The sequence below is a fragment of the Ruegeria sp. AP7 genome, assembly GCF_056539905.1.
In genome coordinates this window covers 55,042-80,348 of the sequence record NZ_JBQFVT010000002.1, presented here as the reverse complement: position 1 = coordinate 80,348, position 25,307 = coordinate 55,042, and the positions used below count along the sequence as shown (strand labels likewise).

The following is a 25,307-nucleotide window of genomic DNA, read 5'->3' as shown; positions in this document are numbered from 1 at the left end:
GAAAGCAGCCACAGGAGCGCGCGATGCTGGACAAAACCCACAAACCCACCTGGACCAGTTTTGAAGAGGCAACGAAGGCCGATTGGGATGCGGTCATGGAGTATGAAGAGGCCTATAACGCGGCTCTGCCAGATCGTATACTCGATGCCATCCGATCGCTCAACGAAGACTGGACGCCTTATCCGGTGAATCGTTACCAACACAGCCTGCAAGCCGCGACACGCGCTTATGAGGATGGTGCCGATGAAGAGTTGGTTGTAGCAGCTTTGATCCATGACACGGGTGATATTCTGTCGCCTTATAATCACGGTGAATTATCAGCTGCGATGATGAAGCCATATGTAAGCGAGAGAACCCATTGGATCCTCAAGCACCACTGTGTGTTTCAGGGATATTATTATAATCACCATCTCGGCGGTGACCGGAATGCGCGCGACAAGTATCGCGACAGCCCGTATTGGGAGGACTGCCGATATTTCTGCCACGAATACGATCAGAAAGCGTTTGACCCTGATTATCCAACAAAGCCGCTGGAGTTCTTTGAACCCATGCTACGCCGCGTCTTAAACAAGGGCGAGGGGCATATGGAGTTGAACGAGACGTCTGAAGGTTAACAGGCGGCTATCAGTCGATAGACGATCTGAGCTGCGGTAAAGTCCCAGGCGGCATTGCCGTCTGGGGCCAACTCGACCACATCGAAGCCCACACATTTCCGGCCCTTCAGGGCGTGCTCGACCAGGTGCAACGCCTGATAGTATCCCAGCCCTCCGGGTACGGGCGTGCCGGTCGCAGGCATTTGTGATGGATCCAGCCCGTCCACGTCAAAGCTGACATAAATCAGTTCGGGAAAATCCTCGGGCAGGTCGACCGAATGGATATTACCAGTCACCAATTCTTCGGCGTCCACATGGAAAACGCGGTTCTTCAGACGGCTCTGTGCTTCTTCGGTCGAGAAGGCACGAACGCCGAATTGCGCCAGCCGGATGCCTTCTTCGGCCAAAAGGTGCATGACCGAGGCATGGGAGTGCTTTTCCCCCTGATACGCGTTGCGCAGATCGGCATGGGCGTCGACCTGGACGATGCCGATGGGTTTGTTGAGCGCACGGGCGACACCCATCACTGCGCCAAAACTGAGCGAATGTTCTCCACCTAAGGTCACGGGCACTTTGCCCGCACGGATGGCAGCTTCGGTGCGTTGGGCGAGGCGTTCCATTATGTCAGGCAGGGCGGCGTCGCAATCGATGGGTTTTTCGGTGAAAATGCCGTCTACGCAAGGTTCTGCGTGGCCCGTGATGCGCTCCAACTCGTTGCTGGCCTCAATGATCGCCTCAGGCCCTTTTGCGGTGCCGGATCCGTAAGAGACCGTGCGCTCCAGAGGCACCGGGATCACGCGGAAGCGGGCGTCCTCGGTGCGCTCGGATGTGGTCAGTTCACTATCAAGAAAAATGCTCATGAAAGGCGGTCCTTAAAGTCGTCAAAGCCGAACTGTTTGATGATATTCAGTTCGTCTGTTTCGCTGTTCCATAAGGCGATGGTGGGCAGGGGAACACCGTTGAAGGTGTTGGTCTTGACCATCGAGTAATGCGCCTGATCGAGGAAAGCAAAGCGCTGGCCGATCTCCAGCGGCTTGTCCCATGTGTAATCGCCAATCACGTCGCCGGCCAGACAGGACGGACCGCCCAGACGGTAGGTATGGCCTGACGCGGCCTCGTCCATCAGGGCGGGGCGATACGGCGCTTCGATCACGTCGGGCATGTGGCAGGTGGCCGAAATATCGGTGATTGCGAGGTTCATGCCATTTGTTGGTAGGTCTAGGATTTCTCCGATCAGAATGCCCGCGTCCAACGCCACCGCCTCCCCGGGTTCGAGATAGACGTCGACGTTGTGTTTTGCGCGGATGGCTTTGATGAAGGCCACCAGCCCGTCGCGGTCATAGTCATCGCGGGTGATATGATGGCCGCCGCCGAAGTTCAGCCACTTGAGCTGGTCCGTGAAGGGGGCGAGTTTGGGTTCCACATCGTCCCAAGTTCGTTGCAGCGGCTCGAACCCCTGTTCGCAGAGTGTGTGCATGTGTAACCCATCGACGCCGGTCAGGGCGTCTGCGGTCAATTGGCTGACAGGCGTGCCGAGACGTGAGCAAGGCGCGCAGGGGTCGTATTTGGGAATCTCACCCTCGGAGTGCTCGGGGTTGATACGCAGGCCAACCTGTACGCCTGCTGCCTGGGCTTTGAAGAGGAAGCGATCCTTCTGAGCCGGAGAGTTAAAGATGATATGGTCGGACAGAGTGAGAATTTCATCTATGTCTGCGTCTTTGTACCCGGCGCAGAAGGTCGCGACCTCGCCGCCATATTCTTCACGACCCAAACGCGCCTCATAGATACCGCTCGCGCAGGTGCCGCCGAGGTATTTACGGACCAATGGGGAGAGCGAGAACATTGAAAACGCCTTGAGCGCGCTCAGGACATGCGCGCCTGAGCGGTTGCCGAGCTCGGAGAGGATGGTCAGGTTCCGTTCGACGGCTATTTCGTCGACCACAAAGCACGGCGAGGGAACCCGGCTGAGATCGAAGTTGCGGAAGGCTCCGGCGTCGCCGGCCTGTGTGGTCATCATATCGGACATAACAGGCGTCTCCGTTGGGTGGAGAGGTCCGGGGGACCAACCCCCCGGATCCCCGGGATATTTTTGGCCAGATGAAGCAGGACCGTCGCTCAGACCGATCCTGAGGGATCAGAACTCGACCGGGCCGTCGAGTTCGTGGACCTGCCATGGCAGGCCGTGGGTGTTCAGCATGTCCATGAAGTTGTCCGGATCCAGCTGTTCCATGTTCCAGACGCCGGGCTGCACCCAGTTGCCTTTCAGCACTTGTGCGGCACCGATCATCGCGGGTACGCCGGTGGTGTAGCTGACGGCTTGGCTGCCGACCTCGGCATAGCATTCCTCGTGGTCGCAGATGTTGTAGATGTAATAGGTTTTCTCACCCGAGCCGTCTTTGGCCTGGCCCGTGGCGATGTCACCGATGCAGGCTTTGCCTTTGGTTTCTGCACCCAGGTCACCGGGATCAGGCAGCAGAGTTTTCAGGAATTGGATCGGGATGATTTCCTTGCCGTCATGCATCACCGGATCAATGCGGGTCATGCCGACATTCTCCAGCACTTTGGCGTGTGTAATGTAGGCATCGCCGAAGGTCATCCAGAAGCGGGCGCGTTCGATTTCGGGGAAGTGGGTCGAGAGTGATTCCAGTTCCTCGTGATACATTAGATACATGTTCTTGGGGCCGATGGCGGGGAAGTCGAACTCGACCTTATGGGTCATGGCAGGGGAATGTTTCCATTCGCCGTTTTCCCAGTGACGAACTTCGGCCAGCACTTCGCGCAGGTTGATTTCGGGGTTGAAGTTAGTGGCGAATTCCTGATCGTTCGAGCCGCCATTAGCGTCCAGCACATCGATCTGACGAATGGTGTCCAGCTTATGTTTCTTCAGCCAAGTGGCGAATACGCTGGTCACGCCCGGATCGAAGCCAGAGCCGAGGATCGCTGTCAGACCGGCCTCTTTGAACTTATCCTGATAGGCCCACTGCCAATGGTATTCGAACTTGGCCTCATCCTCGGGCTCATAATTTGCGGTGTCGAGATAATGGATGCCCGCCTCAAGGCACGCGTCCATCAGCACCAGATCCTGATAGGGCAGGGCGAGGTTCACAAGGATTTCTGCGCCGGTTTCCTTGATCAGCTTGACCGTGTCTTCGACCTTGTAAGCGTCCAGTTCGGCGGTCTTGATATCGACGCCCACACGCTCTTTCACCGCCTTGGCGATGGCGTCGCATTTCGATTTTGTGCGGCTGGCCAAGGTGATTTCGGTAAAAATGTCCGAATTCATCGCCATCTTGTGCACTGCAGCGTGAGATACGCCGCCCGCGCCGACAACCAGTGTTTTGCCCATGGTCTGTCTCCTTTTTATTCGTAATAGGTGTAGCCGTTGATCGAGTCGCGATAGGCGCTCATCAGGGTTTTGCGGTCCTTGGCTTTCAGAGTACCGGTCGAGATCGCCTCGTCCACCATTTTGCGGAAGGCGGCGACGCAATCCTGTGGGTCGAATTCCACGTAAGACAGGACTTGGCTGATCGTGTCGCCCTCTTGTTCGTGCAGCAGATCAAAGCCTCCGTCAGCACGCAGGTCGATGGTGACGACGTTGGTATCGCCGAATAAGTTGTGCAGATCGCCCAAGGTTTCCTGATAAGCGCCAACGAAGAATACACCCATGAAGTACTCATCATCTTCGGGCAGGGAATGCACCGGCAGACTGGGTGAGACACCGTCGGCCAGAATGAACCGGTCGATCTTGCCGTCGCTGTCGCAGGTGATGTCTGATAGAACGGCGCGGCGGTCAGGCGTTTGGTTCAGGCCTTGTAGTGGGACGATGGGGTGAAGTTGATCGATGGCCCAAACGTCAGGAAGGGATTGGAACAGTGAGAAGTTGCAGTGGTAGATATCGGCCACTTTCTCTAATTGGTCGTCCACATCCGACTCCAGATCATCATTTGCAGCCAGAGACTTGAGGCGTGCCATAAGCGACAGGTAGATCCGTTCAGCACGGGCCATCTGGCGCAGGTCGACATAGCCTCGCCGGAAGAGCGCGCGCAGCTCGTTGCGGTAGAAGGTGGCGTCGTTCCAGCATTCCTGCAGCCGATCGCTGCTTAGATAGCCATGAACTGCAGCGAGATCCGAGACCATATGATGATCATCAGCTTCGACTTCGGGACCGGTCGGGGCGTCGTAAAGCGTACTCTCCAGAACATTAAAGACCAGCATCGAAGATGTGGCCACGACTGCCCGCCCGCTTTCAGTGATAAGCGTAGGATGATCGATTTCAGCTTCGTCCATGGCATAGGCCACAGTTTCGACCACGTTTGCGCAGTATTCTTCAACCGTGTAATTGATTGAATTTTCTGCGGCTTTCTTTTCGCCGGTATAGTCCACACCCATACCGCCGCCCAGGTCCAAATGAGTGAGCGGTACGCCTTCGCGCGTGAGTTCGGTATAGTAGCGGCACGCCTCGCCTACAGCGCGGCGCACGTCGTTGACGTCCTGTACCTGTGAGCCCAGATGTGAGTGCTGCAGCTTCAGGCAATGCAGCAGGCCGGCGTCGCGCAGTTTATCCACTGTGGCAACCAATTGGCCGGTGTTCATCCCAAAGGCGGATCGGTCGCCCGAACTTTCTTCCCATTTACCGCTGATCTGATTGGTCAGCTTGACCCGTACGCCGATCAAGGGCTCGATGCCAAGCTCGTTATAGACCTCGATAACCGTGTCAGCCTCTTTTGGGCTTTCCAGAACTATGACCGTATTGAAACCGATCTTGCGGCTGAGGATCGCAAGCTGGATGAACTCGGCGTCCTTGACGCCGTTGCAGACAATGAGCGCCTCGGAGGCCAAGCGGTGGGCCAGCGCGACGACCAGTTCGGGTTTGGAACCGGCCTCAAGCCCATAATTGTATTTCTTGCCGAACTCGACGATACGATCGACGACCTGAGCCTGCTGGTTCACCTTGATCGGGAAAACGCCGCGATATTGGCCTTTGTAGTCAACGCGCTTGATTGCGTCGCGGAAACTTTCATTCAAATGCGCGATCTCATGTTCCAGATAAGACGCCACACGTAGTACCATCGGCGCCTTGATACCCCGATCATCCAAATCACTGAGGATACCCGGCAGGCTAATCGCAGTGGCATCGGGAGCCATCGGATTACGTAGACCGATCTCGCCCTGATCTGTCACCTCAATGAGGCCTTTGCCCCATTTCTCAACCCCGTAGATGGAATGCGGTGCGATGGGCGGTTGTTTCAATCAGGTTTATCCTTGGAATCAGGGTGCAGGTTTCGCGCCTGCCAATACGGTAGCGGTTCGATTCGTCCAAGCATTATCTGCGAATCCGATTCTCGCGGCGTATTAATCGGTTGTTTGGATTGGGATCAAATGGTTGTCCCATTGGCAATCCTGCCGAGACGAGATTTTGGCGTGCGCGGCATTCAGAGACCCAAAGGCACCGGTACCGGTGGTGAATACCAAATCTTCTGCGCCAGCGCCTAATCCGCAGACGTCCTCAAGCGTGTAGGCATTCATTAAAGCACCGCTCGTCACATCGAAGCGATGTAGCGCGTTGCCTCTGGGGCAGGTTATTGCAACTGAATGTCCATTGGTGGAAAACGCGATGCTACCGGCATACCCTTGCAACACGCTTTGCTGTGTTTCAGGGGCGGAAAGCAGGCGAGGGTTTTCGCCAAGTTTGTGCAAGCCCAACAAGGGTGGGTGCTTGGTCTGATTGCCCTGCCATTGCATCGCGAAACCCACAAGACCATCGCCACGCACAGCAAGATGACGGATTGAGTTTTTGTGCTGCACGCCGGTTAGCTCCACTTTTGCCAATACCGAACCCGATAGGTCGACATAGGCGAGATTGGGCAACATTGTAGGCAAGTTAAGCTTCGTTCGGCCAGTATCGGGGTGGGTTTCGATACCGCCATTGGCGATAACAAGCATGTCACCGCCGGGCATCAGTCTTATGTCGTGGGGACCAACGCCGCCCGCGGCGAACTCTCCGAGCCGAACAAAGCTGTTGGCGTCCCAAACGCCTATAACACCTTCTGCGGCTTCATATTTGTTCTCGGCCGTGAAGAACCGTGTACCATCGGTCGAGAATGTGCCGTGCCCGTAGAAGTGGCGGCCCTTTGGGGCTGTCAGTCGTTTGATGACTTCACCACTTTTGCAATCTACCACAATGGCGAATGTGCCCGGACGGCGTGCAAAGGCGACGGCTTGCGCCTTAGACGGATGGGCGGCTGCAGCATGGCCCCTCGCAGGCAAAGGGATCGAGAAGAGTATGGCGCCCGCGTTATCCAGCCCGGAAAGCCGATAGCTGCCATCGGCGAATAGCCCGGCGGCAAGATAAACAGGCGCGCCCACTGATGACCAGCCGGATGCGGGCGTCAGGCTGGCAGCGGCGAGACCTGCAAGGAAATTGCGCCGGTTGGTCAAAGCTCAGTCTCCGTCCAGTGAGTTGAACCCAACACTGATGCCGAGCGTTGGACCAAGCTCGGTTGAGGCGATCTCGCGAATCTTGTGGATCGATTGTTGCAATGCTTCGACCCGGATGCGGCCCTGCGGTGTGTCGACCTTGGCAAAGGCGGGGTCATCCAGCGACTGCGCCCGATCAATTGCCTGTGCAAAGGCTGTATCAAGATCAGCTGCGATTTCGGGGTGGTCAAAGGACAGGCGGGTGGCCAGATCGCGTAGCGCGATCAATGATAGCTCCACATGGCGCAATGATCGCTTTGACCGGCGCGCTTCGGCACGGTTTGGACGAGGACGTTCGAATGTACCCAAGGGGCGACCGAGCCGCGTATCAGCGGTGAATTCTAGGCCCGTTGACAGCGCCCGGTACAGTTCCTGCATCGCCTCATCGCCCGAGCGATAGGGGCTGTCGTCGCCCGGCTGGGTCAGATTTGGTGCGAAACTCTGCCAATCGGCGTTCATTGCATCTGCATTCCGATCAATGTCGGTAGCGATGGCGCGGATCAGCGCGCAGCGATAGGCGACGTTACCTTGTTCGGCCATGGCTGGATCGTACAGCATTCGTTCAAGCGCCAGAAATCCGCGCCCGGCAATCGACGTTTCGGCATATGCGGCAGGCGACTCGACAGCTGTGTCTTCGTCTTTGATGTGCCGGGACAGGGTTTTTGGTGTGAAACCTTTGGTGTCGGGCCAGAAGGCCATGGCAAAGGCCCGATCATCCGTCTCGGTTGGACCGAACCGCAAATGACTGGCTGAGATCCAGCTATCGAATGCTGCAGAATAGGCTGCACGCAGGGTATCCGATTGTGGCTCACAATCGGCCTGCACGGTGGTGGCCAAGGTGTCAGTCGAATCCGCCAATTGCGCAAAGCGCGGCAGGATATGTGTTTCAGTCACATCCATCAGAATCGGCGCGCGATCCTGCGCATAAGCGCAGAATGGGATCAACAAAGCGGTAAATAGGATAAGGCTTCGCATCAACTATAGGCTCTCTAGAAATTGGATCAGCGCATCACGGTCAGACTTGGGCATTGATACCACCGTGTCGTGAGCGGCTTGGGCCTCTCCGCCATGCCATAAGACAGCCTCGAGCAGAGAGCGTGCCCGACCGTCGTGCAGGAATTGGGTGTGGCCCGAGACACGTTCTGTCAATCCAATCCCCCACAGCGGCGGAGTACGCCATTCACGGCCCGTGGCGCGGGCCTCGGGGCGGTTATCGGCCAGTCCTTCGCCCATGTCGTGCAGCAGCAGGTCAGTGTAGGGCCAGATCAATTGAAAACTGTGTTCGGGTCGATCGGGCATTCGATGGGTGACATAAGCAGGTGTGTGACAGGAGGCACAGCCAGATGTGTGGAACACTTCTTTGCCGCGCAATACCTGTGGATCATCAGTCTCACGCCGGGCGGGGACACCCAAATTGCGGCTGTAAAAAGCGACGAGATCCATGCCGATTTGGTCAATCTCAAACCCGCGCACATCAGTGTCACCGTGCGGGGCATCTATGCAGTTGGTCTGCAGCTCGGTGCAATCGCCGAAGGGGGCAGGGTAAAGCGGGCTAGAAATGCCGATATCACCCGCAAAGGCCGCCGATGATTGCTCCATCACCGTAGGCATTCCGGCTTTGTGGCCAAAGCGGCCCATCATCGGTTCGCCAAATTCTAACGACCACACGATGTTCGGTCGTCCCGAAATCCCATCGCCATCTTCATCATCAGGATCGGCCCGTGCCAACAGGTCCTCAACCGGGATGGATTCGAGCAATCCCAAGCCGATCATCTGTGGCGCGACTCGGGGGCTGAGCATGGCGTCGGGATGCAATGGGCCATACCCCAAGTCGGCCGCATGGTAGGTCGGGCGGCGAAGCGAAGCAAATTCACCTTCGGACAGCTCGATTGGGACTTCTTCGTATGTGATGCTCAACCGATATTCTGCCGGATGGCCGGCCAGAGCGAAATCCTGCATCTGCCCGCCATAATTCGGGTCGGGCAAGGTGGCGATATAGTCATCAATCTCGGCAGGAGCATCCTCTGGGTTGCCGGGAATCGAGACCCGTAGAAACATCGAGACGGCGTTGTCATCCGGTCCATTAGGTGTATGGCCGCGCCCATCCTTGATGTGGCACCGCTGGCACGAGCGGGCGTTATTAAGCGGGCCCAACCCATCTGAAGCCAGTGTTGAGGAGGGCGATGAGACCCAGATTTTCTTGAACAATCCATTGCCTACTTTGAAATCCAGTTCCTGTTCGAAACTGATGTTGGCGGAGGGCTGAGAAAACGCATCGGCATCGGTACGAACGCGTACAGTCGCCGCGCCAGCGGATAATTCTTCGAACCGCTGGGGTGCACTGAACTTTTCGGGTGAGGCTGTCACCGCAGCAATCCGCGCACGCTCTTCGTCTGTTCTGGGAATGAAGTTTAGATGTGGGTCCCGTAGCTCGGTCGCGAGGGAGGGGGTGGCCGACAGTGCGGCCACCGATGCCAGGGCGAGCCTACTCGCCCTCGTCCATGGTTGATGCGTTGAGTTGCGCATAGTTGGCTTCGCCAATCCTTTCATAGAGGTCGAGCTGCGTTTCGAGAAAGTCGATATGGTCCTCTTCATCGGACATCAATTTCTCAAACAGAGACATCGACACGTAGTCGCCGGCATCCCGGCAATACTCGCGCGCTTCCTTATAGAGAGCTCTTGCATCAATTTCGGCTGCCAGATCGCATTCAAGAGTTTCCTTGGGTGTCTGGCCGATCCGCAAGGGATCAAGTTTTTGCAGGTTGGGGTGACCTTCGAGAAAAATAATACGTTCAATCAGCTTGTCCGCGTGCTCCATCTCTTCGATGGATTCTTCGCGACTTTTCTTAGCCATATGGCCAAGCCCCCAATCTTCCTGCAGGCGATAGTGCAACCAGTACTGGCTAACAGCCGTCAGTTCATGCCGCAGTGATTTGTTGAGATAATCGATAACCTTGGGATCGCCTTTCATGTGACTTCTCCTGTGATGCTCCGGACCGCAATGTTCGAAGCTGCATGGGGACTTCCAGATTATCGTCAGAACGCATTGTGTCTAGGAAAAGAGGCATGCATCCGCCGCAATCCGCTGATTTACCAAGGGCATGATAGATCTTGCCAGGCGTGATTATGGTCTGCGGGTCTGCGGTGCGCATCCAGCTGATCGCCGCGCGGATGTCGTGGTCTGAGATATTGGTACAGTGGCATACAATCATGGCGACTCAGCCTGATTTCGTTATTCTTAGTGAAATAGTAGGTTTTTTGTTTTGCGTCCAGTGTCAAGACGCCACACCCATTTCGTAGAAAGGGCCGAGCGCAATTCAATCGCGCCCGGCCATAGCGTTTAGTGGAATACCGCGTCAGGATTATCCAGGCTGCCCGAGCCTTCGAACTCGATCTGGTCAAGTTCCAGCAGGGTCACGATACGTTCGATGGTTTTGGTTTGGTCGATCAGTCCATTCACGCCACCCATGATCAGAGCTTCACCGCCTTCGTTGCCGCGCTCCAGCATCTGGTCATAAGCAAAACCAGCCTCGGCGGTCGACTTGATGTTGCCCAAAGCTTTCATGGTGCTCGCGAGCTTGGCTTTCATCTCTGCATCCAACGACGGATCGGTTGCGACAATCAGATCGGACAACGATGCACCCGATACTGGAGTGCCATCGATACGGGTGTAGCTTCCCAGATACACGTTCTGGATGCCCAGACCATCGTAATAGTGGCTGTTATGGGTGTTGTCGGCAAAGCAATCATGCTCTTCTTCGGGATCGTTCAGCATCAGGCCCAAGCGCATGCGTTCACCCGCCTGTTCACCATAGGATAGTGAGCCCATGCCGGTCAGGATCGCGCTGACACCGGCAGTCTCGTCCGAGGCAAGAGCGGCGCGCGCTTCGCCACCTTCGGCCCACTGGGCGGTTATCCATTCCAGATCGTTGATCAGCAGATCGGTTGCGGCGCTCAGATACTGGGCCCGACGATCGCAATTACCGCCAGTGCAGCCGTCACCGTCTACATAGTCGGTATAAGGACGATTTCCTGCGCCAGCGCCATGGCCATTCAGGTCCTGACCCCACAGCAGGAATTCGATGGCGTGATAGCCGGTGGCGACGTTGGCCTCGATCCCGTCAGCCTCGTGCAGCGTATCCGACAAAAGAGCAGGGGTGATTTCGCTGGCGTCGATGGTTTCACCAGACAGTTCAAAGCTGGGGTTGGCGATGACGTTCAGCACGGCGAACTCGTTCTCATCGCTCGGGCCTCCGTACGACGCGTCGACATAGTCGATCAGGCCTTCGTCCAATGGCCAAGCATTCACTTTGCCTTCCCAGTCGTCGACGATAGCGTTGCCAAAGCGATAAACCTCGGTCTGCTGATAAGGCACACGCGCGGCGACCCATGCAGCGCGTGCTGCGGTCAGCGTTGCGTCCGACGGATCGGCAAGCAGCGCATTAACGGCAGTCTGCAGCGTCTTTGCCGCAATCAGGCTGTCGTCATATTTTGCTTCCGCGATGTTGGCATAGGTGCTCAGAATATCCGCTTTAGACGGGGCGTCGGCGACAGCTGCACTTGCGATGCTCAACGTAAGTGCGCTGGTCGCAGTGAATAATTTGGTCATTTGGAATTCATTCCTTCTCAACGGGTTCGGTTCCCGCACAGTTACGGGGTGGACGCGGAAATATCTGAGTTAATTAGTCAAGAAAGTCAACCTGACTTTTATTGTCAGATATAAAGTCTGAATTTGCCTCCTCATATCTGGTGGGGTTGAAATTCATGTAAGCCAATTGCGCAGGAGGGTAATTAGACTAAAATATTATGAGATTTGTTTGTTTAATGGTGATTGAGATGAAATGCGCGGCAGTACTGTTAATGCTCTTGCCAGCCATACCAATGGCTCAAAAGTTGGCTGCGGTTGAAGCGCATATCCACGGTGTTGGGCGAGTGGCAGTATCAATGGATAGTAATCAGTTCACCGTGATTCTTGCGGCCCCGGGCATGGATGTTGTGGGCTTCGAGCACTCAGCAGAAAACGACGAAGAACGGGCAGAAGTTGCGGCCGCGATCTCGGATCTCTCAGAACCGTTGAGGTTGTTCAATTTGCCATCAGAAGCTGGATGCGAAACCGCGTCTGCGAATGTAGCCTTTGTTGGGGTTGGTTTTGGGCAAGTGGATGACAAAACCGAAAATCACACCAGGGAACACGCCGAATTTCAAGCGGACTATGTGTTGGAATGCGAGGAAATAGATTTGGTGACGTCGATCCGGTTCACCTATTTTGAATTATTTCCCGACGCTCAGAAACTGGACGTCAGTTTGATTTCGGTCGAAGGCGCCTTCAGCTATACGGTGTATCGCGATCAGTCGGTGCTGACCCTGCAGGACTAGTGTGCGTTAGTTTTGCGTCAGTGCGTTTTTCAAGGCAAAATATGATGCTTTGGGTGTTCGCTCCAACGTTTTGAAATCTACATCGACCAGTCCAAAGCGTTTTTCATACCCCAGCGCCCATTCGTAATTGTCCAGCAACGACCAGACAAAATATCCTTTGATCGGCACACCGTGATCCAAAGCCCGGCGTACTTCAGCCAGATGTTGATCCAGATAATCAATTCGGTCTTCATCCTTTTGGCGCTCAGCGCTCGCCATACCGTTTTCAGTGACATATATCGATAGATCGCCCGTGTAATCGCGTGCAGTTCGGATCAGAAATCGCGAAAGCGCCGCAGGATCAATTTCCCACCCCATCTGCGTTTTGGGCAGCGGGCCTGGAACCTCTTTTAAAGCGGGCCAGGCCGAGTCGGAGTGTGTAATTAGCTTGCGCGTATAGAAATTCAGCCCACACCAATCGACCGGACTGCCGATGGTCTCAAAATCACCCTGCCAACCTTTGGGTAGGTGCGGTGCTAAACCCTCCAGAACATTCTCGGGGTAGGATTTGTTAAAGACCCCGCTCAAGAAGAACCGGTTGTAGATCCCGTCATATAGGGCCGCCGCAGAATGTGCTTCGGTGCTATCATCGGCAGGTTCCGACCATTCCAGATTGAACACCGCACCCAGATTGGACATGCCCAATCCACGCATAACCTCGATTGCGCGACCATGGGCAAGCAAGACATGATGCATGGCACGGGCGGTGGCGCGGATATCACGCAAGCCAGGGGCATGTTGGCCCTCGAAATGACTGAGCCAGCTTACGCACCACGGCTCGTTGATCGATGCCACGCTGAACATGCGATCGCCGATACGGCCCATGATGATTTCTGTAAAATCAGCGAACCAATTTGCGATATCTCGGTTTCGCCAGCCGCCTAAGTCAGCAAGCGGCGAGGGGAGTTCCCAGTGATACAGCGTTGCGCAGGGTTTGATTCCGCGTTCAAGTAGGGCGTCAACTAAACGATCATAGAAATCAAGGCCTTGTTGATTGACTGGCCCGCGTCCCTCGGGCAAGATTCGAGCCCAGCTGGTCGAGAAACGATAGCAGTCGAACCCAGCGTCCTGGATCAGATCCAAATCCTGTTCATATCGATTGTAGTGGTCGCAGGCCAAATCGCCGTTTTCAGCGTTTACGACGTTTCCCGGAGTGGCCGCGAAACTGTCCCAATGGGTCTTTCCTGCGCCACCCTGAGCATGACCCTCAATCTGGTAGGCCGACGTTGCGACGCCAAACTGAAAATCGACCGGAAAATCCGAGCGTTTGTGTTTCATTTCACATCCTTTGTGGTGCTGGACCGGTTGAGCTGCCAACAACAAGCTCGGCCTCTAACAGGCGCGTTTTGGGTGGGTCGTTGGGGGCGTTGATCCGTCCAATCAGCATTTCAGCAGCCAACTCTCCGGCATGTCTGACCGAGGACCGTGTGGCGGTGAATATCGGTACATCTATGCCGTTGCGCATGTAGGACAGTTCGTCATCGTGCGCGATGACTGAAATATCTCGCCCCATTTTCAGGCCGCGATTTTCCAGGGCCCTCCGGACACCAACGGCTGAGATGATGGACGAGGCAAGAATGGCCGTCGGCGGATCGTCCAGATCCAGCATGTCGCAGGCGGTTTGATGCCCGTAAATTTCTGTCATCTCGGCGCTGCGCAACAGCTCCGGCGCAATCTCAATTCCTGAGTGTTTTAACGCTGAGACGTATCCATTCCGACGGCGCTGAGCAAAGTCCATCTCTTCCAGCCCGTTGATCAGTGCAATGCGCCGGTGGCCGAGATCGATTAAAAATTGTGTCGCCCTCTCGAATGATCGCTGATTGTTCACGTCGATCCAGTCGTAAGGAACGTCGGCACCCGTAGAACGACCATGTACAATGAACGGCACTCCCATTTGCGACAGGACGGATATCCGCGGCTCGTTGACTTTGGGGCCTTGAAGCACGACGCCGTCCACAACCCCTCGGTTGAACAGGCTTCGATAGGAGTCTTCGACTGAGGTGTCAGGCGCGTGAGTGAACATCATATCATAGTTATTCTGTGCGTAAGTGCGCGCAGCACCTGCAACAAAATCACCAAATATCGGATTGACCATCTCGTGCTGAGAAGAGAACGGGATCACGTGCCCTATTACCATGGATCGCCCTGTCGCCAGTCCTTTAGCGCGGCTATTTGGGCGGTATCCGTGTTTTGTAGCGGCAGCCTGAACCCGGATACGCGTTTTCTCATTCACTTCGGGATAACCGTTCAGCGCTCGGCTGACGGTTGTCTGTGAAAGACCAAGAATCTCCGAGAGTTTCTTTAGGTTCATAGTATTCAAAGCGCTTTCAAGTTGCGGTCCTATTGTTTTGTTGGGAATTTCAGGTTCCGTCAACCCGTTTTGATATTTGAGTCTAATAACTCAATATTACAGCAACTATTTGCGAGATGTTGACAGACTCGGAATGTTAGCGGATAAAGTGATCTATCCAAAGCGCTTTGAAAACGAATCTCGTTTGCGCCGTAAAGTCTGGGAGGAAAATTCATGAAACGCTCGCTTTATGCAGGTGCGGCAGTGACCGCTCTGCTGGCAGGGACCGCGTATGCCGAAGACTTGGCCTTCACACCTGGTGAAGGGCCGTTCAACTGGGATAGCTATAATGCCTGGGCTGAAAGTGCGCCTGATCTGAGCGGTCAGACCGTCACTATCGCTGGTCCTTGGTTGACGCCGGAAGATGGTTATTTCAACAACATGACCGCCTATTTCGAGGCGGCGACCGGCGCGGATGTGATCTACACTGGCTCTGACAGTTTCGAGCAGCAGATCGTTATCGATGCCGAAGCGGGTTCCGCCCCGAACATCGCCGTATTCCCTCAGCCCGGACTGGCGGCGATCATGGCCTCCAAAGGACAACTAACGCCTTTGGGTGAAGACATGGCCAGTTGGGTTGGCGACAACTATGCGGCCGGAAATTCATGGGTTGACCTAGGCACCTATAAAGATGCCGATGGCAATGACCAGATGTACGGCTTCTTCTACAACGTGAACGTCAAGTCTCTGGTTTGGTACAACCCGGAGAACTTCGAGGATGCTGGGTACGAAGTGCCAACGACCATGGAGGAACTGAAAGCACTGACCGAACAGATCGTCGCTGACGGTGAGACACCTTGGTGCATTGGTCTAGGATCGGGTGCCGCCACGGGCTGGCCAGCGACTGACTGGGTGGAAGACATGATGCTGCGGACGCAGCCGCCCGAAGTTTATGACCAGTGGGTGACAAATGAGATACCGTTTGATGATCCACGCGTGATCGCCGCAATCGAAGAATTCGGCTGGTTTGCACGCGATGATGCGAAGGTTTCTGGTGGAGCAGGAGCCGTAGCCTCGACTGACTTCCGCGACAGCCCCAAAGGCATGTTCTCATCGCCGCCGCAATGCTACATGCACCGTCAGGCCTCGTTCGTTCCGGCCTTTTTCCCTGAAGATGTTGAGTTTGGTCTCGATGCAGACTTCTTCTACATGCCGTCTTTCGCCGACAAAGACTTGGGCAACCCGGTTTTAGGCGGTGGTACGCTGATGGCCGTCAGTAATCCCTCGGATGCGACTAGCGCGTTCATGGAGTTCCTGAAACAGCCAATCGCGCATGAGGTGATGATGGCGCAAACCGGTTTCCTGACCCCGCATAAAGGCGTGAACACCGAAGCCTACAAGGACGATACTCTGCGTGGTCTGGGTGACATTCTGTTGGGTGCGACGACCTTCCGCTTTGATGGATCTGACCTGATGCCGGGCGCCGTGGGCGCGGGTACATTCTGGACCGGGATGGTCGACTACACCGGAGGTAAATCCGCCGAAGATGTCACCAGCGAAATCCAGTCGTCCTGGGACGCACTCAAGTAAACCACTGAACCTTTGGGCAACCTATCATTCAGGTTGCCCGGAACCCTAGCAAGGGAGAGGACGCCATGAATCCGGCAATTCAGGGCCTGCTAACAATCGTAATCGGTGTGTCGGGATGCGTGGGCTATTTCTATCTGTCCAACCAGTTCTTGGATAAGGTCCTGTTTCCTGCGCGTGGTCCTAATGCGGGGCGTAATATCAACCGCGCGAACATGATCCGGCCCTGGTTGTTCCTGCTTCCCGCGATCCTCGCGCTTGGGGTCTATCTTGCCTATCCGGTATTCGAAACACTGCGCCTTTCGCTGACCGATCGCGTAGCCGGTGGCGGATACGAATGGGCGGGTTTCGATAACTACTCCCAAATGCTCGCCGAGCCCAAATTCTGGGAGGCAATGCGCAACAACATGCTTTGGCTGATTGTTGTGCCTGCGATGTCCACTGCCTTTGGCCTGTTAGTCGCGCAGCTCACGGATCGCATTCGTTGGGGCAATGTCGCTAAGTCGCTGATCTTTATGCCGATGGCGATTTCCTTCGTGGGTGCCTCGGTGATCTGGAAATTGGTCTATGACGCGCGCCCACCCGATCAGGATCAGATCGGCGTGCTGAACGCGATCTATATCTTCTTTGGGGGAACCGAGACGCATACTTGGCTGACGCTTCCATTCTGGAACAATTTTTTCCTGATGATTGTGCTGGTCTGGATTCAAACCGGCTTTGCCATGGTCATCTTGTCTGCTGCCTTGCGCGGTATCCCGGAAGAGACCATTGAGGCCGCCATTTTGGACGGGGCCAACCCGTTTCAGATATTCTTTAAGATCAAAGTGCCACAGATCAAGACCACGATCATGGTGGTTTGGACCACCATTACAATCGTTGTGCTCAAGGTCTTTGACATCGTCTTTGCCATGACCAATGGCCAGTGGGAGACGCAGGTTCTGGCCAATTACATGTACGACAAGATGTTCCGCGCCAATGACTGGGGCGTGGGGTCGGCATCCGCCATGGTGATCATGTTGCTGGTGACACCGATCCTGATCTGGAACGTGCGCAATGCGCGCAAAGAAATGCAGTAGGAGGTTGGGGATATGAGCGATATTGCAGGAACCCGTCCGGCCCTCAGATGGGTCGTACACGCCTCGGTTGTATTGCTGGTCGTACTTTGGGTATTCCCTACGCTGGGTTTGTTGATTTCGTCCTTCAGAACAGGGGATCAAATTGCCAGTAGCGGTTGGTGGCGGGCACTGTTCCCGTCTGAACAAAACCTGACTCTGCGTGCTGCTGCACCTGAAACGCAAGTTTTGCAGGATGGTCTCTATGTGATCGAAGGCAATATCTTCGATGGTGAACGGGCCTCAGACATTTCGCGATGGGGTGTGAATTCGCGCGCGATTGATGCCTTTGCTCCGGGTGAAAAAGCCGAGCTGCGTCGCGGCGGGACGATCACGGTTCAGGCCAATGGCGACTATCGCATGGAAAACACCGAAGAGTTTTCGGGTAAGCGCGGCCCCCGGGTCTTTGTGACCACAACTCTGCCACCAGAATTCACCTTCGAGAACTATGCCCATGTTCTGTTCAACGCAAATAGTTCAGACAGTATGGGCAAGGCCTTCTTTAATACTCTGACGGTGACGATCCCGGCGACGATCATCCCGATCCTTGTTGCGGCTTTTGCGGCCTATGCGCTGGCCTGGATGGATTTCCCTGGGCGGGCGCTTCTGATTGCTGCGGTGGTTGGCCTGTTGGTGGTGCCATTGCAATTGGCACTGATCCCTTTGCTGAAGCTGCATCTCAATATCGGCATAGGCAAAGGATATCTGGGTGTCTGGATGGCCCATACCGGGTTCGGGATGCCGCTGGCGATCTATCTGTTGCGGAACTACATGGCCGGGCTGCCGCGTGATCTGATCGAGAACGCGCGGGTCGATGGTGCGACTGAGTTTCAGATATTCACCAAGCTTATCCTGCCGCTCAGCTTCCCGGCACTGGCATCCTTTGCGATCTTCCAGTTCCTGTGGACATGGAACGATCTGCTGGTCGCCAAAGTGTTCCTGATCGATGCCAGTGGCCAGACCACGGTAATGACCAACCGTATCGTCGAGCTGTTGGGCACGCGGGGTGGTAACTGGGAAATCCTGGCCACGGCGGCGTTTGTCTCAATCGCGGTGCCGTTGGCCGTCTTCTTTGCAATGCAGAAATATCTGGTTCGCGGCTTGCTGGCCGGTTCCGTAAAATAAGGGCGTGTGATGAACGTGCAGACCAACGCGACAGCATTTGAAGCAACCAAAGCGGCGTCAGACTGGTGGCGGGGCGGGGTGATCTATCAGATCTATCCGCGCAGCTTTCAGGACAGCAATGGCGACGGGATCGGAGACCTCAAGGGCATCACACAGCGGCTTGGCTATATCGCCTCGCTGGGGGTTGATGCGATCTGGATATCGCCGTTCTTCAAATCTCCGATGAAGGATTTCGGTTATGACGTCAGCGACTACCGCGATGTCGATCCGATGTTCGGCACCATGGCGGATTTCAAAGAACTTTTGGATCAGGCTCATGCGCATGGGCTGAAGGTGATGATCGACCTCGTGCTTTCGCATACGTCGGATCAGCATCTATGGTTCAGTGAAAGCCGCGCCAGCCGCGAGAACCCGAAATCCGATTGGTATGTCTGGGCTGATCCCAAACCGGACGGGACACCTCCGAATAACTGGCTTTCGATCTTTGGCGGCTCGGCCTGGCAGTGGGATGCGCGACGTCTGCAGTATTATCTGCACAACTTCCTCACGTCACAGCCCGATCTGAATTTCCATTGCAAAGATGTTCAGGATGCCCTGCTGGATGTCGCTCGGTTCTGGTTGGATTTGGGAGTCGATGGGTTTCGTCTGGACACGATCAACTTCTATTTCCACGACGCTCAGTTGCGCGACAATCCCGGCCTGCCGATGGATCAACGCAACGCGTCAATTGCCCCGATGGTGAACCCGTATAACCATCAGGACCACCTCTATTCCAAAAGCCAGCCCGAGAATATCGCCTTCCTAGAACGGCTGCGCGCCCTGACTGACGAATATGAAGGCCGCGCCTGTCTGGGTGAGGTCGGTGACGCACAGCGCGGGTTGGAGATCATGGGGGAATACACCAGTGGTGATAAGCGGATGCACATGTGCTATGCCTTCGAATTCCTTGAAAAGCGGGCTTTGACGGCAGCTTACGCAAAGCAGGTTTTTGACCAGCTTGAGGACAAGGCGGGTGATGCATGGCCCTGTTGGGCCTTCTCGAACCACGACGTGCAACGCCATGCTTCGCGTTGGGGTTTGGACGATGCAGCTGTCCGGCAGCACGCTGTTCTCATGATGTGCCTGCGTGGCTCGGCCTGCCTGTATCAGGGAGAGGAACTGGGTCTTCCCGAGGCGGATGTTGCGTTCGAGGATTTGCAAGACCCCTATGGCATCGAATTCTGGCCTGAATTCAAAGGCCGTGACGGATGTCGCACACCAATGGTCTGGGCCGCGCAGGACGAACAATCCGGGTTCAGCGCGGGTCGCCCCTGGTTGCCGGTCAGTGCCACTCAAGCTGAGCGGGCGGTGGACCGGTTGGAACAAGACCCGGCGTCGATGCTGCACCACTACCGCCATGCGATTGCTTTGCGCCATTCGCACTCGGCACTGATGTCCGGCAAGCAGACAGGGATGTCACAAATCGGTTCGGTCTTGACCTTCACCCGCGAGGATGAAGCAGAGCAGGTTTTCTGCGCCTTCAATCTGGGTGACGATCCGGTGGACGTGACACTGCCAGAAGGCGACTGGAAAGTAATCGGGGAGATGTTGGGCGGCGTTCGCGGGGAAGGCACGTTGATGCTGAACGCCGCTCGATTCTGTCTATTGGCTCGGGAAAAGAGGTAAACCATGTCGGAACTCAAGCTTACAGATGTGGCCAAATCCTATGGGCCGGTCGATGTTCTGAAACATATCGATCTCGAGATCGAGCAAGGCGAATTGATTGTCTTCGTCGGCCCATCAGGTTGCGGCAAGTCTACTCTGCTGCGGATGATCGCGGGCCTTGAAAAGATCACGGGCGGAACGCTTGAGATCGAAGGGCAGGTGGTCAATGACGTACCGCCCGCACAGCGAGGCATCGCGATGGTGTTCCAGTCCTATGCGCTTTATCCGCATATGACGGTGCGCGAAAACATGGCCTTCGCGCTCAAGATCGCCAAGTTGCCCAGTGCCGAGGTTGATGCCGCAGTGGAGCGTGCGGCGCAGATCTTGCAGCTTGAGCCCTTGCTAGATCGCCTGCCCAAGGCGTTGTCCGGCGGTCAGCGCCAACGCGTAGCTATCGGTCGTGCCATTGTTCGCGATCCGAAGGTCTATCTGTTCGACGAGCCGCTTTCGAACTTGGATGCCGCCCTGCGCGTAGCGACGCGGATCGAGATCGCTCGTCTGAAAGAAGCGATGCCTGACAGCACGATGATCTACGTCACCCACGATCAGGTTGAGGCGATGACGCTCGCCAGCCGCATCGTCGTTCTGGCCAACAAAGGAATTGCGCAGGTTGGTACTCCGCTGGAATTGTATGAGACGCCTGACAATGAATTCGTCGCGCAGTTCATTGGCTCGCCTGCTATGAATCTGTTGCCGGGTACTATCACCTCGACCGGAGAGACGACGACCGTAATACTGGACGACGGCGGTGTTGCGGTCTCATCCATCCAGACAGAGGCAGCGGATGAAGGCAAACAGGTCAATATCGGCGTTCGGCCCGAAGATCTGGAGATGACTGAGGCCGGCGCGATCTACTCAGGTGTTGTGGATTTCACCGAAGCTCTGGGTGAGGTTACATTGCTTTACTTTGCAGCGCCCAAGGGACGAGAGGCAGTGATCGCTAAACTGCCGGGAGTTCAGCGCAATCTGCGAGGGCAAAGCGTATCCGTCACTGCCCCTCCGGAAAAGGTGCACCTGTTCCACAACGGACAATCGATGCGTCGCTAACTGCACGCGGTCGGATGGGGCTTGGCCCAGTCAGGTAAGATTCAATTCGCCTGGCGTGATCGCGACTTAAGATTTGAGTTTGTCTGGTGCTTGAAACCTCGGTTCTCAGCGGCGCATCAAGTTGCCAATTCAACTCCGCGTCCTCACATGCTGGACCGAACGAGCACGATTTCTCTCTCCGGTGCCATTTCGACCGGCCGCTCGACGGATTCAAAGATCAGAGCTGTGATTAGATATTGACCGGACGTGTCAGCGCGCTTTCGCGCATTGGGGTGCGTTGCACTCTAATCTACAGTGACTGAGGACTGTTACACACTGCGTGTCAGGCACAGATTTTGCCCCTAGGTTTCATTGGTTTTCGTGAATTCGTGGCTGGAGTGGCAGGGTCTATTGTCAACATATTGAAATTTAACAATATAAAGGAATTTTGCTCAATTGCAGTGCTCGTAAGTCGGTTTGAGTCGAGTTTTGTGTCGCACATTTCTGCTTTTGATCACTTTGGTATTTGGTGCCTTGTCGGTCATTCGATGTTTTGCGGGATCGGAGGGAAGCAGGCGGTGGCTGTAACAGTATTTTTCGAAGGCCGAGTGTCTGAGGCGGACATTGCCGTTCCATCCTAAAACAACGATGTGTGTCCGCGACCCATTGATCGAAGTAACGCGAAGTTAGTGCGACAATGAATTGGTCGCGACATACTCAGCTAATACTGCTCGGCTACCACGCTGCCAGATCTTGGTTAGCCACGAGGCAAAGGCGTTGGAAAATTGTGTGCCGCGGTCAAAGTCACCGCTGTACAGACTTTGTTCGAGCCACAGTCCTGGATCGGTTCTGGCAGCCAACGCGGTTTCACATAGATTTTCCCAAAGGGGATCATTCGGGGCGATTTCGGAACCGTCTTCACGAACCCCCGCACACATCCGGCACCAGAATGCTTCAGCTAGCGCAAGCCCGATTCCTGAAGAGCCCGATGCAAGTGCATCGCGTAGCGATGGCAGTAGAAATCCCGGATGCCGCGCCGATCCGTCGAACGCGACCCTGCGCGTTGTGTCATGAATCGCTGTGTTTGCAAATCGCCTCTCAACCAACTCAAGGTACTCTTTCGCTGTCGTTTCGGGGACAGCTTCGACATGAGGCAGAATCTCTTCGATCTGAACCGTTCTGAAGAATGCCAGGATGTCCGGATCCTGCATGCAGGATGAAATCGTCGGGACATTCAAAATTTCCCCAACGTTTGCGAGAAGCTGGTGGCCTCCGTTTAAAATGCGGAGTTTCATTGACTCATAGCTGTGAACATTCTGGGTCAGCGTTACCCCGACCTGCTCGAGGGGTGGTCGCCCGGCGCAGAATTCATCCTCGATCACCCATTGACGAAAGTTCTCGTGCGAGACAGGAGCGCGGTCATCCACACCAAGGATTTGGCATTGCGATACCAACTCGTCAGTCGTTGCTGGCACGATGCAATCTACCATCGAGTTGGGAAACGCGCTGTTTTGATCAATCCAGTTGGCCAGATCAGGATCAGACATGCGCGCCAAGCCAACTACGCAGTTTCGCAGGATTGTGCCGTTGCCCTGAAGGTTGTCGCAGCTTAGCGCGGTGAAGGGTTTGAGGCCATTTGCTCGGCGCTGTTTGAGTGCCGCGACTATGGAGCCAAAGGCCGTTCGGGGCAGGTTGGGGTTTGCGGCATCGTAGCGGATATCTTGGTGATCGGTGTTAAGCGCACCGGTATTGGAGATTAGATAGTACCCGCCTTCGGTAACTGTGAGAGAAACAATACGAATGGCAGGGTCGGCCATCTTCCGGATTAAGGCAACATTACCTGCTTCAATCGGTAAATAGTCAACCATTGGACCAATGACCTCGGCGGATGTCCTTGTGGGGTCTAGTTCAATCAACGTGGTCAGACAGTCCTGTGCCAGCAGACGCTCTCTCATCTCCGCGTCGTAGTTTCGCATGCCGGCCCCGATGATCGCCCAATCATGGGCTTGGCCTTGCTGCATTAACTGGTGAATGTACCACGCTTGATGCGCACGGTGAAAATTGCCAAGCCCGATATGGACGATGCCCGGCGTCAGATCCGACCGCCGATAGGCAGGGTGCCTGACGGTAGCGGGCAGGTCTGCAAGGCTGTCGAGTCGCAGTGGCACCGGAGTTTTTGCATTCGCTGCAGGATTCATCAGCTCATCCAGTTTCCGCCGTCTACATTGTAGGTTTGTGCGACGATGTAATTGGCATCGTCAGAAGCCAGAAATACAGCCATCCCGGTCAGGTCATCGGCCCGGCCCATGCGACCATAAGGGACGGTTGCGGCGACTTCGCGTTTCTTTTGGCCGGGGGGTTTGCCTTCGTGTTTTGCGAAGAACGCATCTACGCCGTCCCAGTGTTCGCCATCGACGACACCGGGGGCAATCGCGTTCACGTTGATACCATGAGAAATCAGGTTCAGCCCCGCCGATTGAGTCAGAGAAATGATTGCCGCCTTACTGGCGCAGTAGATAGCGACCAAAGGTTCACCCCTTCGCCCGGCCTGTGACGCCATATTGATGATCCGGCCTCTGGTCCCTTTTTCAATCATATGGCGCGCGACGGCTTGCATGGTGAACAAGGTGCCAGCAACGTTGATGTCAAAAACGCGGTCATAATCCATGCGCTCGATCTCAACGATTGGTGCGGCGGTGAAAATGGCTGCGTTGTTTATCAAGATATCAATGAGACCGAAATGGGCAGCTGTTTTTGCCACCGCCTCATCTATGCTCTGCTGGTTGGTCACATCCATCTCGATAGCCAAAGCAGCCTCACCGATTTCAGAAGCTGCGTCTCTCGCGCGCTGGATGTCGATGTCTGCGATGGCAACACGCGCGCCCTCGGTGACGTAAGCTTTGGCAAAGGCCAATCCGATGCCTCGCGCAGCCCCGGTGATCAGGGCGGTTTTGCCAGCCAAGCGTGTCATTCGATCCGCAAGCCTTTCGCGTCGAACCGGTGGATTACGTCAGCCCGCGGTGTCATATGAATGCGATCCCCGTGGCGGAAGCCCACTTCGCCATCTGCACGGACTGTGATTGTCTCAGCCAGGCCGGTCTCGTGGACGTGAAAGAAGGTGTCCGAGCCAAGGTGCTCAGAGACGCTGACCACTCCTGACCATTCACCATCGGTCTCGGAAACGGTGATGTGTTCAGGACGGATGCCGATGGTTTGAGCGCCGTGCTTTGCCGCCTCCGGGCCTTCGATGAAGTTCATTTTAGGCGAGCCGATGAACCCTGCAACAAACAGGTTGCGCGGCGTCCGGTATAGCTCAAGCGGGCTGCCGACCTGTTCGATCACACCGGCCTGAAGAACGACGATCTTGTCGGCCATTGTCATCGCCTCAACCTGATCGTGGGTCACGTAGATCATCGTTGTCGCGAGGCGTTCGTGAAGTTCGCTGATCTCCAACCGCATGCCAACGCGCAAGGCTGCGTCGAGGTTCGAGAGAGGTTCATCGAACAGGAACGCGGCGGGTTCGCGTACGATAGCCCGGCCTATAGCAACGCGCTGACGCTGCCCACCCGACAATTGCCCCGGGCGCCGGTCCAGATAATCACTCAGATTCAGGACGCTTGCCGCGCCCTCGACACGTTTGTCGATTTCGGCCTGATCCAGCTTGGCCATGCGCAGGGGAAAGGCTATGTTTTTGCGCACCGTCATATGCGGGTACAGAGCATAAGACTGGAACACCATGGCCAGGCCACGTTTGGCGGGCGGCACGTCTGTTGCATCCGCGCCATCAATGTCGATGGAGCCCGACGTGATATCCTCCAGCCCTGCAATGAGCCGCAGCAGGGTGGATTTGCCGCAACCCGAGGGGCCGACGAAGACGGTGAATTCTCCGTCTCCTATGGTCAAGTCCAGCGGTGGAATGACCTCAACGTCGCCGAAGCTTTTGGTCACTGACTTGAGTTGAATACGTCCCATAAGTCG

The 25,307-nt window shown here is 55.6% G+C and carries 22 protein-coding genes; 7 read left to right on the top strand and 15 right to left on the bottom strand.

The window, feature by feature from the left end:
- Positions 1 to 23: 23 nt before the first annotated feature.
- A complete protein-coding gene (locus tag ACR0KN_RS05195; RefSeq protein ID WP_480651906.1) occupies positions 24 to 614 on the top strand; it encodes an HD domain-containing protein in 591 nt (196 codons plus the stop codon).
- On the opposite strand, the gene speB is transcribed toward ACR0KN_RS05195, so the two are convergent.
- The 10 genes from speB to ACR0KN_RS05145 form a co-directional block, all read right to left on the bottom strand.
- Positions 611 to 1,453 carry an agmatinase gene (speB, locus tag ACR0KN_RS05190; protein WP_480651904.1) on the bottom strand — a complete coding sequence of 281 codons (843 nt, stop codon included), beginning with the start codon at positions 1,451 to 1,453 and terminating at the stop codon, positions 611 to 613. The genes ACR0KN_RS05195 and speB overlap by 4 nt on opposite strands.
- Entirely contained in the window at positions 1,450 to 2,619 is a 1,170-nt protein-coding gene (gene nspC / locus ACR0KN_RS05185; RefSeq protein WP_480651902.1) for a carboxynorspermidine decarboxylase, read from the bottom strand. Before nspC ends, speB begins: the two co-directional genes overlap by 4 nt.
- A 108-nt stretch (positions 2,620 to 2,727) precedes the next feature.
- Positions 2,728 to 3,939 carry a saccharopine dehydrogenase family protein gene (locus tag ACR0KN_RS05180; protein WP_480651900.1) on the bottom strand — a complete coding sequence of 404 codons (1,212 nt, stop codon included), beginning with the start codon at positions 3,937 to 3,939 and terminating at the stop codon, positions 2,728 to 2,730.
- Between the two features lie 14 nt (positions 3,940 to 3,953).
- Positions 3,954 to 5,843, bottom strand: coding sequence for a biosynthetic arginine decarboxylase (speA, locus tag ACR0KN_RS05175; protein ID WP_480651898.1), 1,890 nt, complete (start codon positions 5,841 to 5,843; stop codon positions 3,954 to 3,956).
- A 102-nt stretch (positions 5,844 to 5,945) separates the two neighbouring features.
- Positions 5,946 to 7,031 carry a DUF1513 domain-containing protein gene (locus tag ACR0KN_RS05170; RefSeq protein ID WP_480651896.1) on the bottom strand — a complete coding sequence of 362 codons (1,086 nt, stop codon included), beginning with the start codon at positions 7,029 to 7,031 and terminating at the stop codon, positions 5,946 to 5,948.
- 3 nt (positions 7,032 to 7,034) lie between these two features.
- Complete coding sequence (locus ACR0KN_RS05165; RefSeq protein WP_480651894.1) at positions 7,035 to 8,045, bottom strand: imelysin family protein; 1,011 nt, start codon at positions 8,043 to 8,045, stop codon at positions 7,035 to 7,037.
- A gap of 3 nt (positions 8,046 to 8,048) precedes the next feature.
- A complete protein-coding gene (locus ACR0KN_RS05160; protein WP_480651892.1) occupies positions 8,049 to 9,539 on the bottom strand; it encodes a di-heme oxidoreductase family protein in 1,491 nt (496 codons plus the stop codon).
- Between the two features lie 16 nt (positions 9,540 to 9,555).
- Positions 9,556 to 10,041 carry a bacterioferritin gene (gene bfr, locus ACR0KN_RS05155; RefSeq protein WP_480651890.1) on the bottom strand — a complete coding sequence of 162 codons (486 nt, stop codon included), beginning with the start codon at positions 10,039 to 10,041 and terminating at the stop codon, positions 9,556 to 9,558.
- Entirely contained in the window at positions 9,989 to 10,282 is a 294-nt protein-coding gene (locus ACR0KN_RS05150) for a (2Fe-2S)-binding protein (protein ID WP_480651888.1), read from the bottom strand. The genes bfr and ACR0KN_RS05150 overlap by 53 nt, the downstream gene beginning before the upstream one ends.
- Positions 10,283 to 10,410: 128 nt before the next feature.
- Entirely contained in the window at positions 10,411 to 11,679 is a 1,269-nt protein-coding gene (locus tag ACR0KN_RS05145; RefSeq protein ID WP_480651886.1) for an imelysin family protein, read from the bottom strand.
- Positions 11,680 to 11,951: 272 nt separating this feature from the next.
- On the opposite strand from ACR0KN_RS05145, the gene ACR0KN_RS05140 reads away from it, so the two are divergent.
- Positions 11,952 to 12,446, top strand: a complete 495-nt coding sequence (locus tag ACR0KN_RS05140) for a ZrgA family zinc uptake protein (protein WP_480651884.1) — start codon at positions 11,952 to 11,954, stop codon at positions 12,444 to 12,446.
- A 6-nt stretch (positions 12,447 to 12,452) separates the two neighbouring features.
- Here ACR0KN_RS05140 and ACR0KN_RS05135 read toward each other — a convergent pair whose 3' ends face one another.
- Both ACR0KN_RS05135 and ACR0KN_RS05130 read right to left on the bottom strand, forming a co-directional pair.
- A complete protein-coding gene (locus ACR0KN_RS05135) occupies positions 12,453 to 13,763 on the bottom strand; it encodes a GH1 family beta-glucosidase (RefSeq protein ID WP_480651882.1) in 1,311 nt (436 codons plus the stop codon).
- Position 13,764: 1 nt separating this feature from the next.
- Positions 13,765 to 14,796: a substrate-binding domain-containing protein gene (locus tag ACR0KN_RS05130; protein WP_170780697.1), complete on the bottom strand. Its 1,032-nt coding sequence runs from the start codon at positions 14,794 to 14,796 to the stop codon at positions 13,765 to 13,767.
- Between the two features lie 213 nt (positions 14,797 to 15,009).
- Between ACR0KN_RS05130 and ACR0KN_RS05125 the strand changes: the two genes are divergently transcribed.
- The 5 genes from ACR0KN_RS05125 to ACR0KN_RS05105 all read left to right on the top strand — a co-directional run bounded on the left by ACR0KN_RS05125 (position 15,010) and on the right by ACR0KN_RS05105 (position 21,350).
- On the top strand, positions 15,010 to 16,365 hold the full coding sequence (locus ACR0KN_RS05125; RefSeq protein ID WP_480651880.1) for an ABC transporter substrate-binding protein: 1,356 nt from the start codon (positions 15,010 to 15,012) through the stop codon (positions 16,363 to 16,365).
- Between the two features lie 65 nt (positions 16,366 to 16,430).
- Complete coding sequence (locus ACR0KN_RS05120) at positions 16,431 to 17,438, top strand: carbohydrate ABC transporter permease (RefSeq protein WP_170476810.1); 1,008 nt, start codon at positions 16,431 to 16,433, stop codon at positions 17,436 to 17,438.
- 12 nt (positions 17,439 to 17,450) lie between these two features.
- A complete protein-coding gene (locus ACR0KN_RS05115; protein ID WP_010443334.1) occupies positions 17,451 to 18,599 on the top strand; it encodes a carbohydrate ABC transporter permease in 1,149 nt (382 codons plus the stop codon).
- A 9-nt stretch (positions 18,600 to 18,608) separates the two neighbouring features.
- Positions 18,609 to 20,264 (top strand): alpha-glucosidase, encoded by a 1,656-nt coding sequence (locus ACR0KN_RS05110; protein ID WP_480651877.1) that lies wholly within the window; start codon positions 18,609 to 18,611, stop codon positions 20,262 to 20,264.
- Between the two features lie 3 nt (positions 20,265 to 20,267).
- Positions 20,268 to 21,350 (top strand): ABC transporter ATP-binding protein, encoded by a 1,083-nt coding sequence (locus tag ACR0KN_RS05105; protein WP_480651875.1) that lies wholly within the window; start codon positions 20,268 to 20,270, stop codon positions 21,348 to 21,350.
- 665 nt (positions 21,351 to 22,015) lie between these two features.
- Here ACR0KN_RS05105 and ACR0KN_RS05100 read toward each other — a convergent pair.
- From ACR0KN_RS05100 to ACR0KN_RS05090, 3 genes are read right to left on the bottom strand one after another with little or no spacing between them, the layout of a single operon-like run.
- A complete protein-coding gene (locus tag ACR0KN_RS05100) occupies positions 22,016 to 23,527 on the bottom strand; it encodes a mannitol dehydrogenase family protein (RefSeq protein WP_480651873.1) in 1,512 nt (503 codons plus the stop codon).
- Complete coding sequence (locus ACR0KN_RS05095) at positions 23,527 to 24,300, bottom strand: L-iditol 2-dehydrogenase (RefSeq protein ID WP_170543170.1); 774 nt, start codon at positions 24,298 to 24,300, stop codon at positions 23,527 to 23,529. The genes ACR0KN_RS05100 and ACR0KN_RS05095 overlap by 1 nt, the downstream gene beginning before the upstream one ends.
- The gene (locus ACR0KN_RS05090; RefSeq protein WP_480651871.1) at positions 24,297 to 25,301 is read right to left on the bottom strand and encodes an ABC transporter ATP-binding protein; all 1,005 of its coding nucleotides are present in this window, start codon (positions 25,299 to 25,301) and stop codon (positions 24,297 to 24,299) included. Before ACR0KN_RS05090 ends, ACR0KN_RS05095 begins: the two co-directional genes overlap by 4 nt.
- Between the last annotated feature and the right edge of the window lie 6 nt (positions 25,302 to 25,307).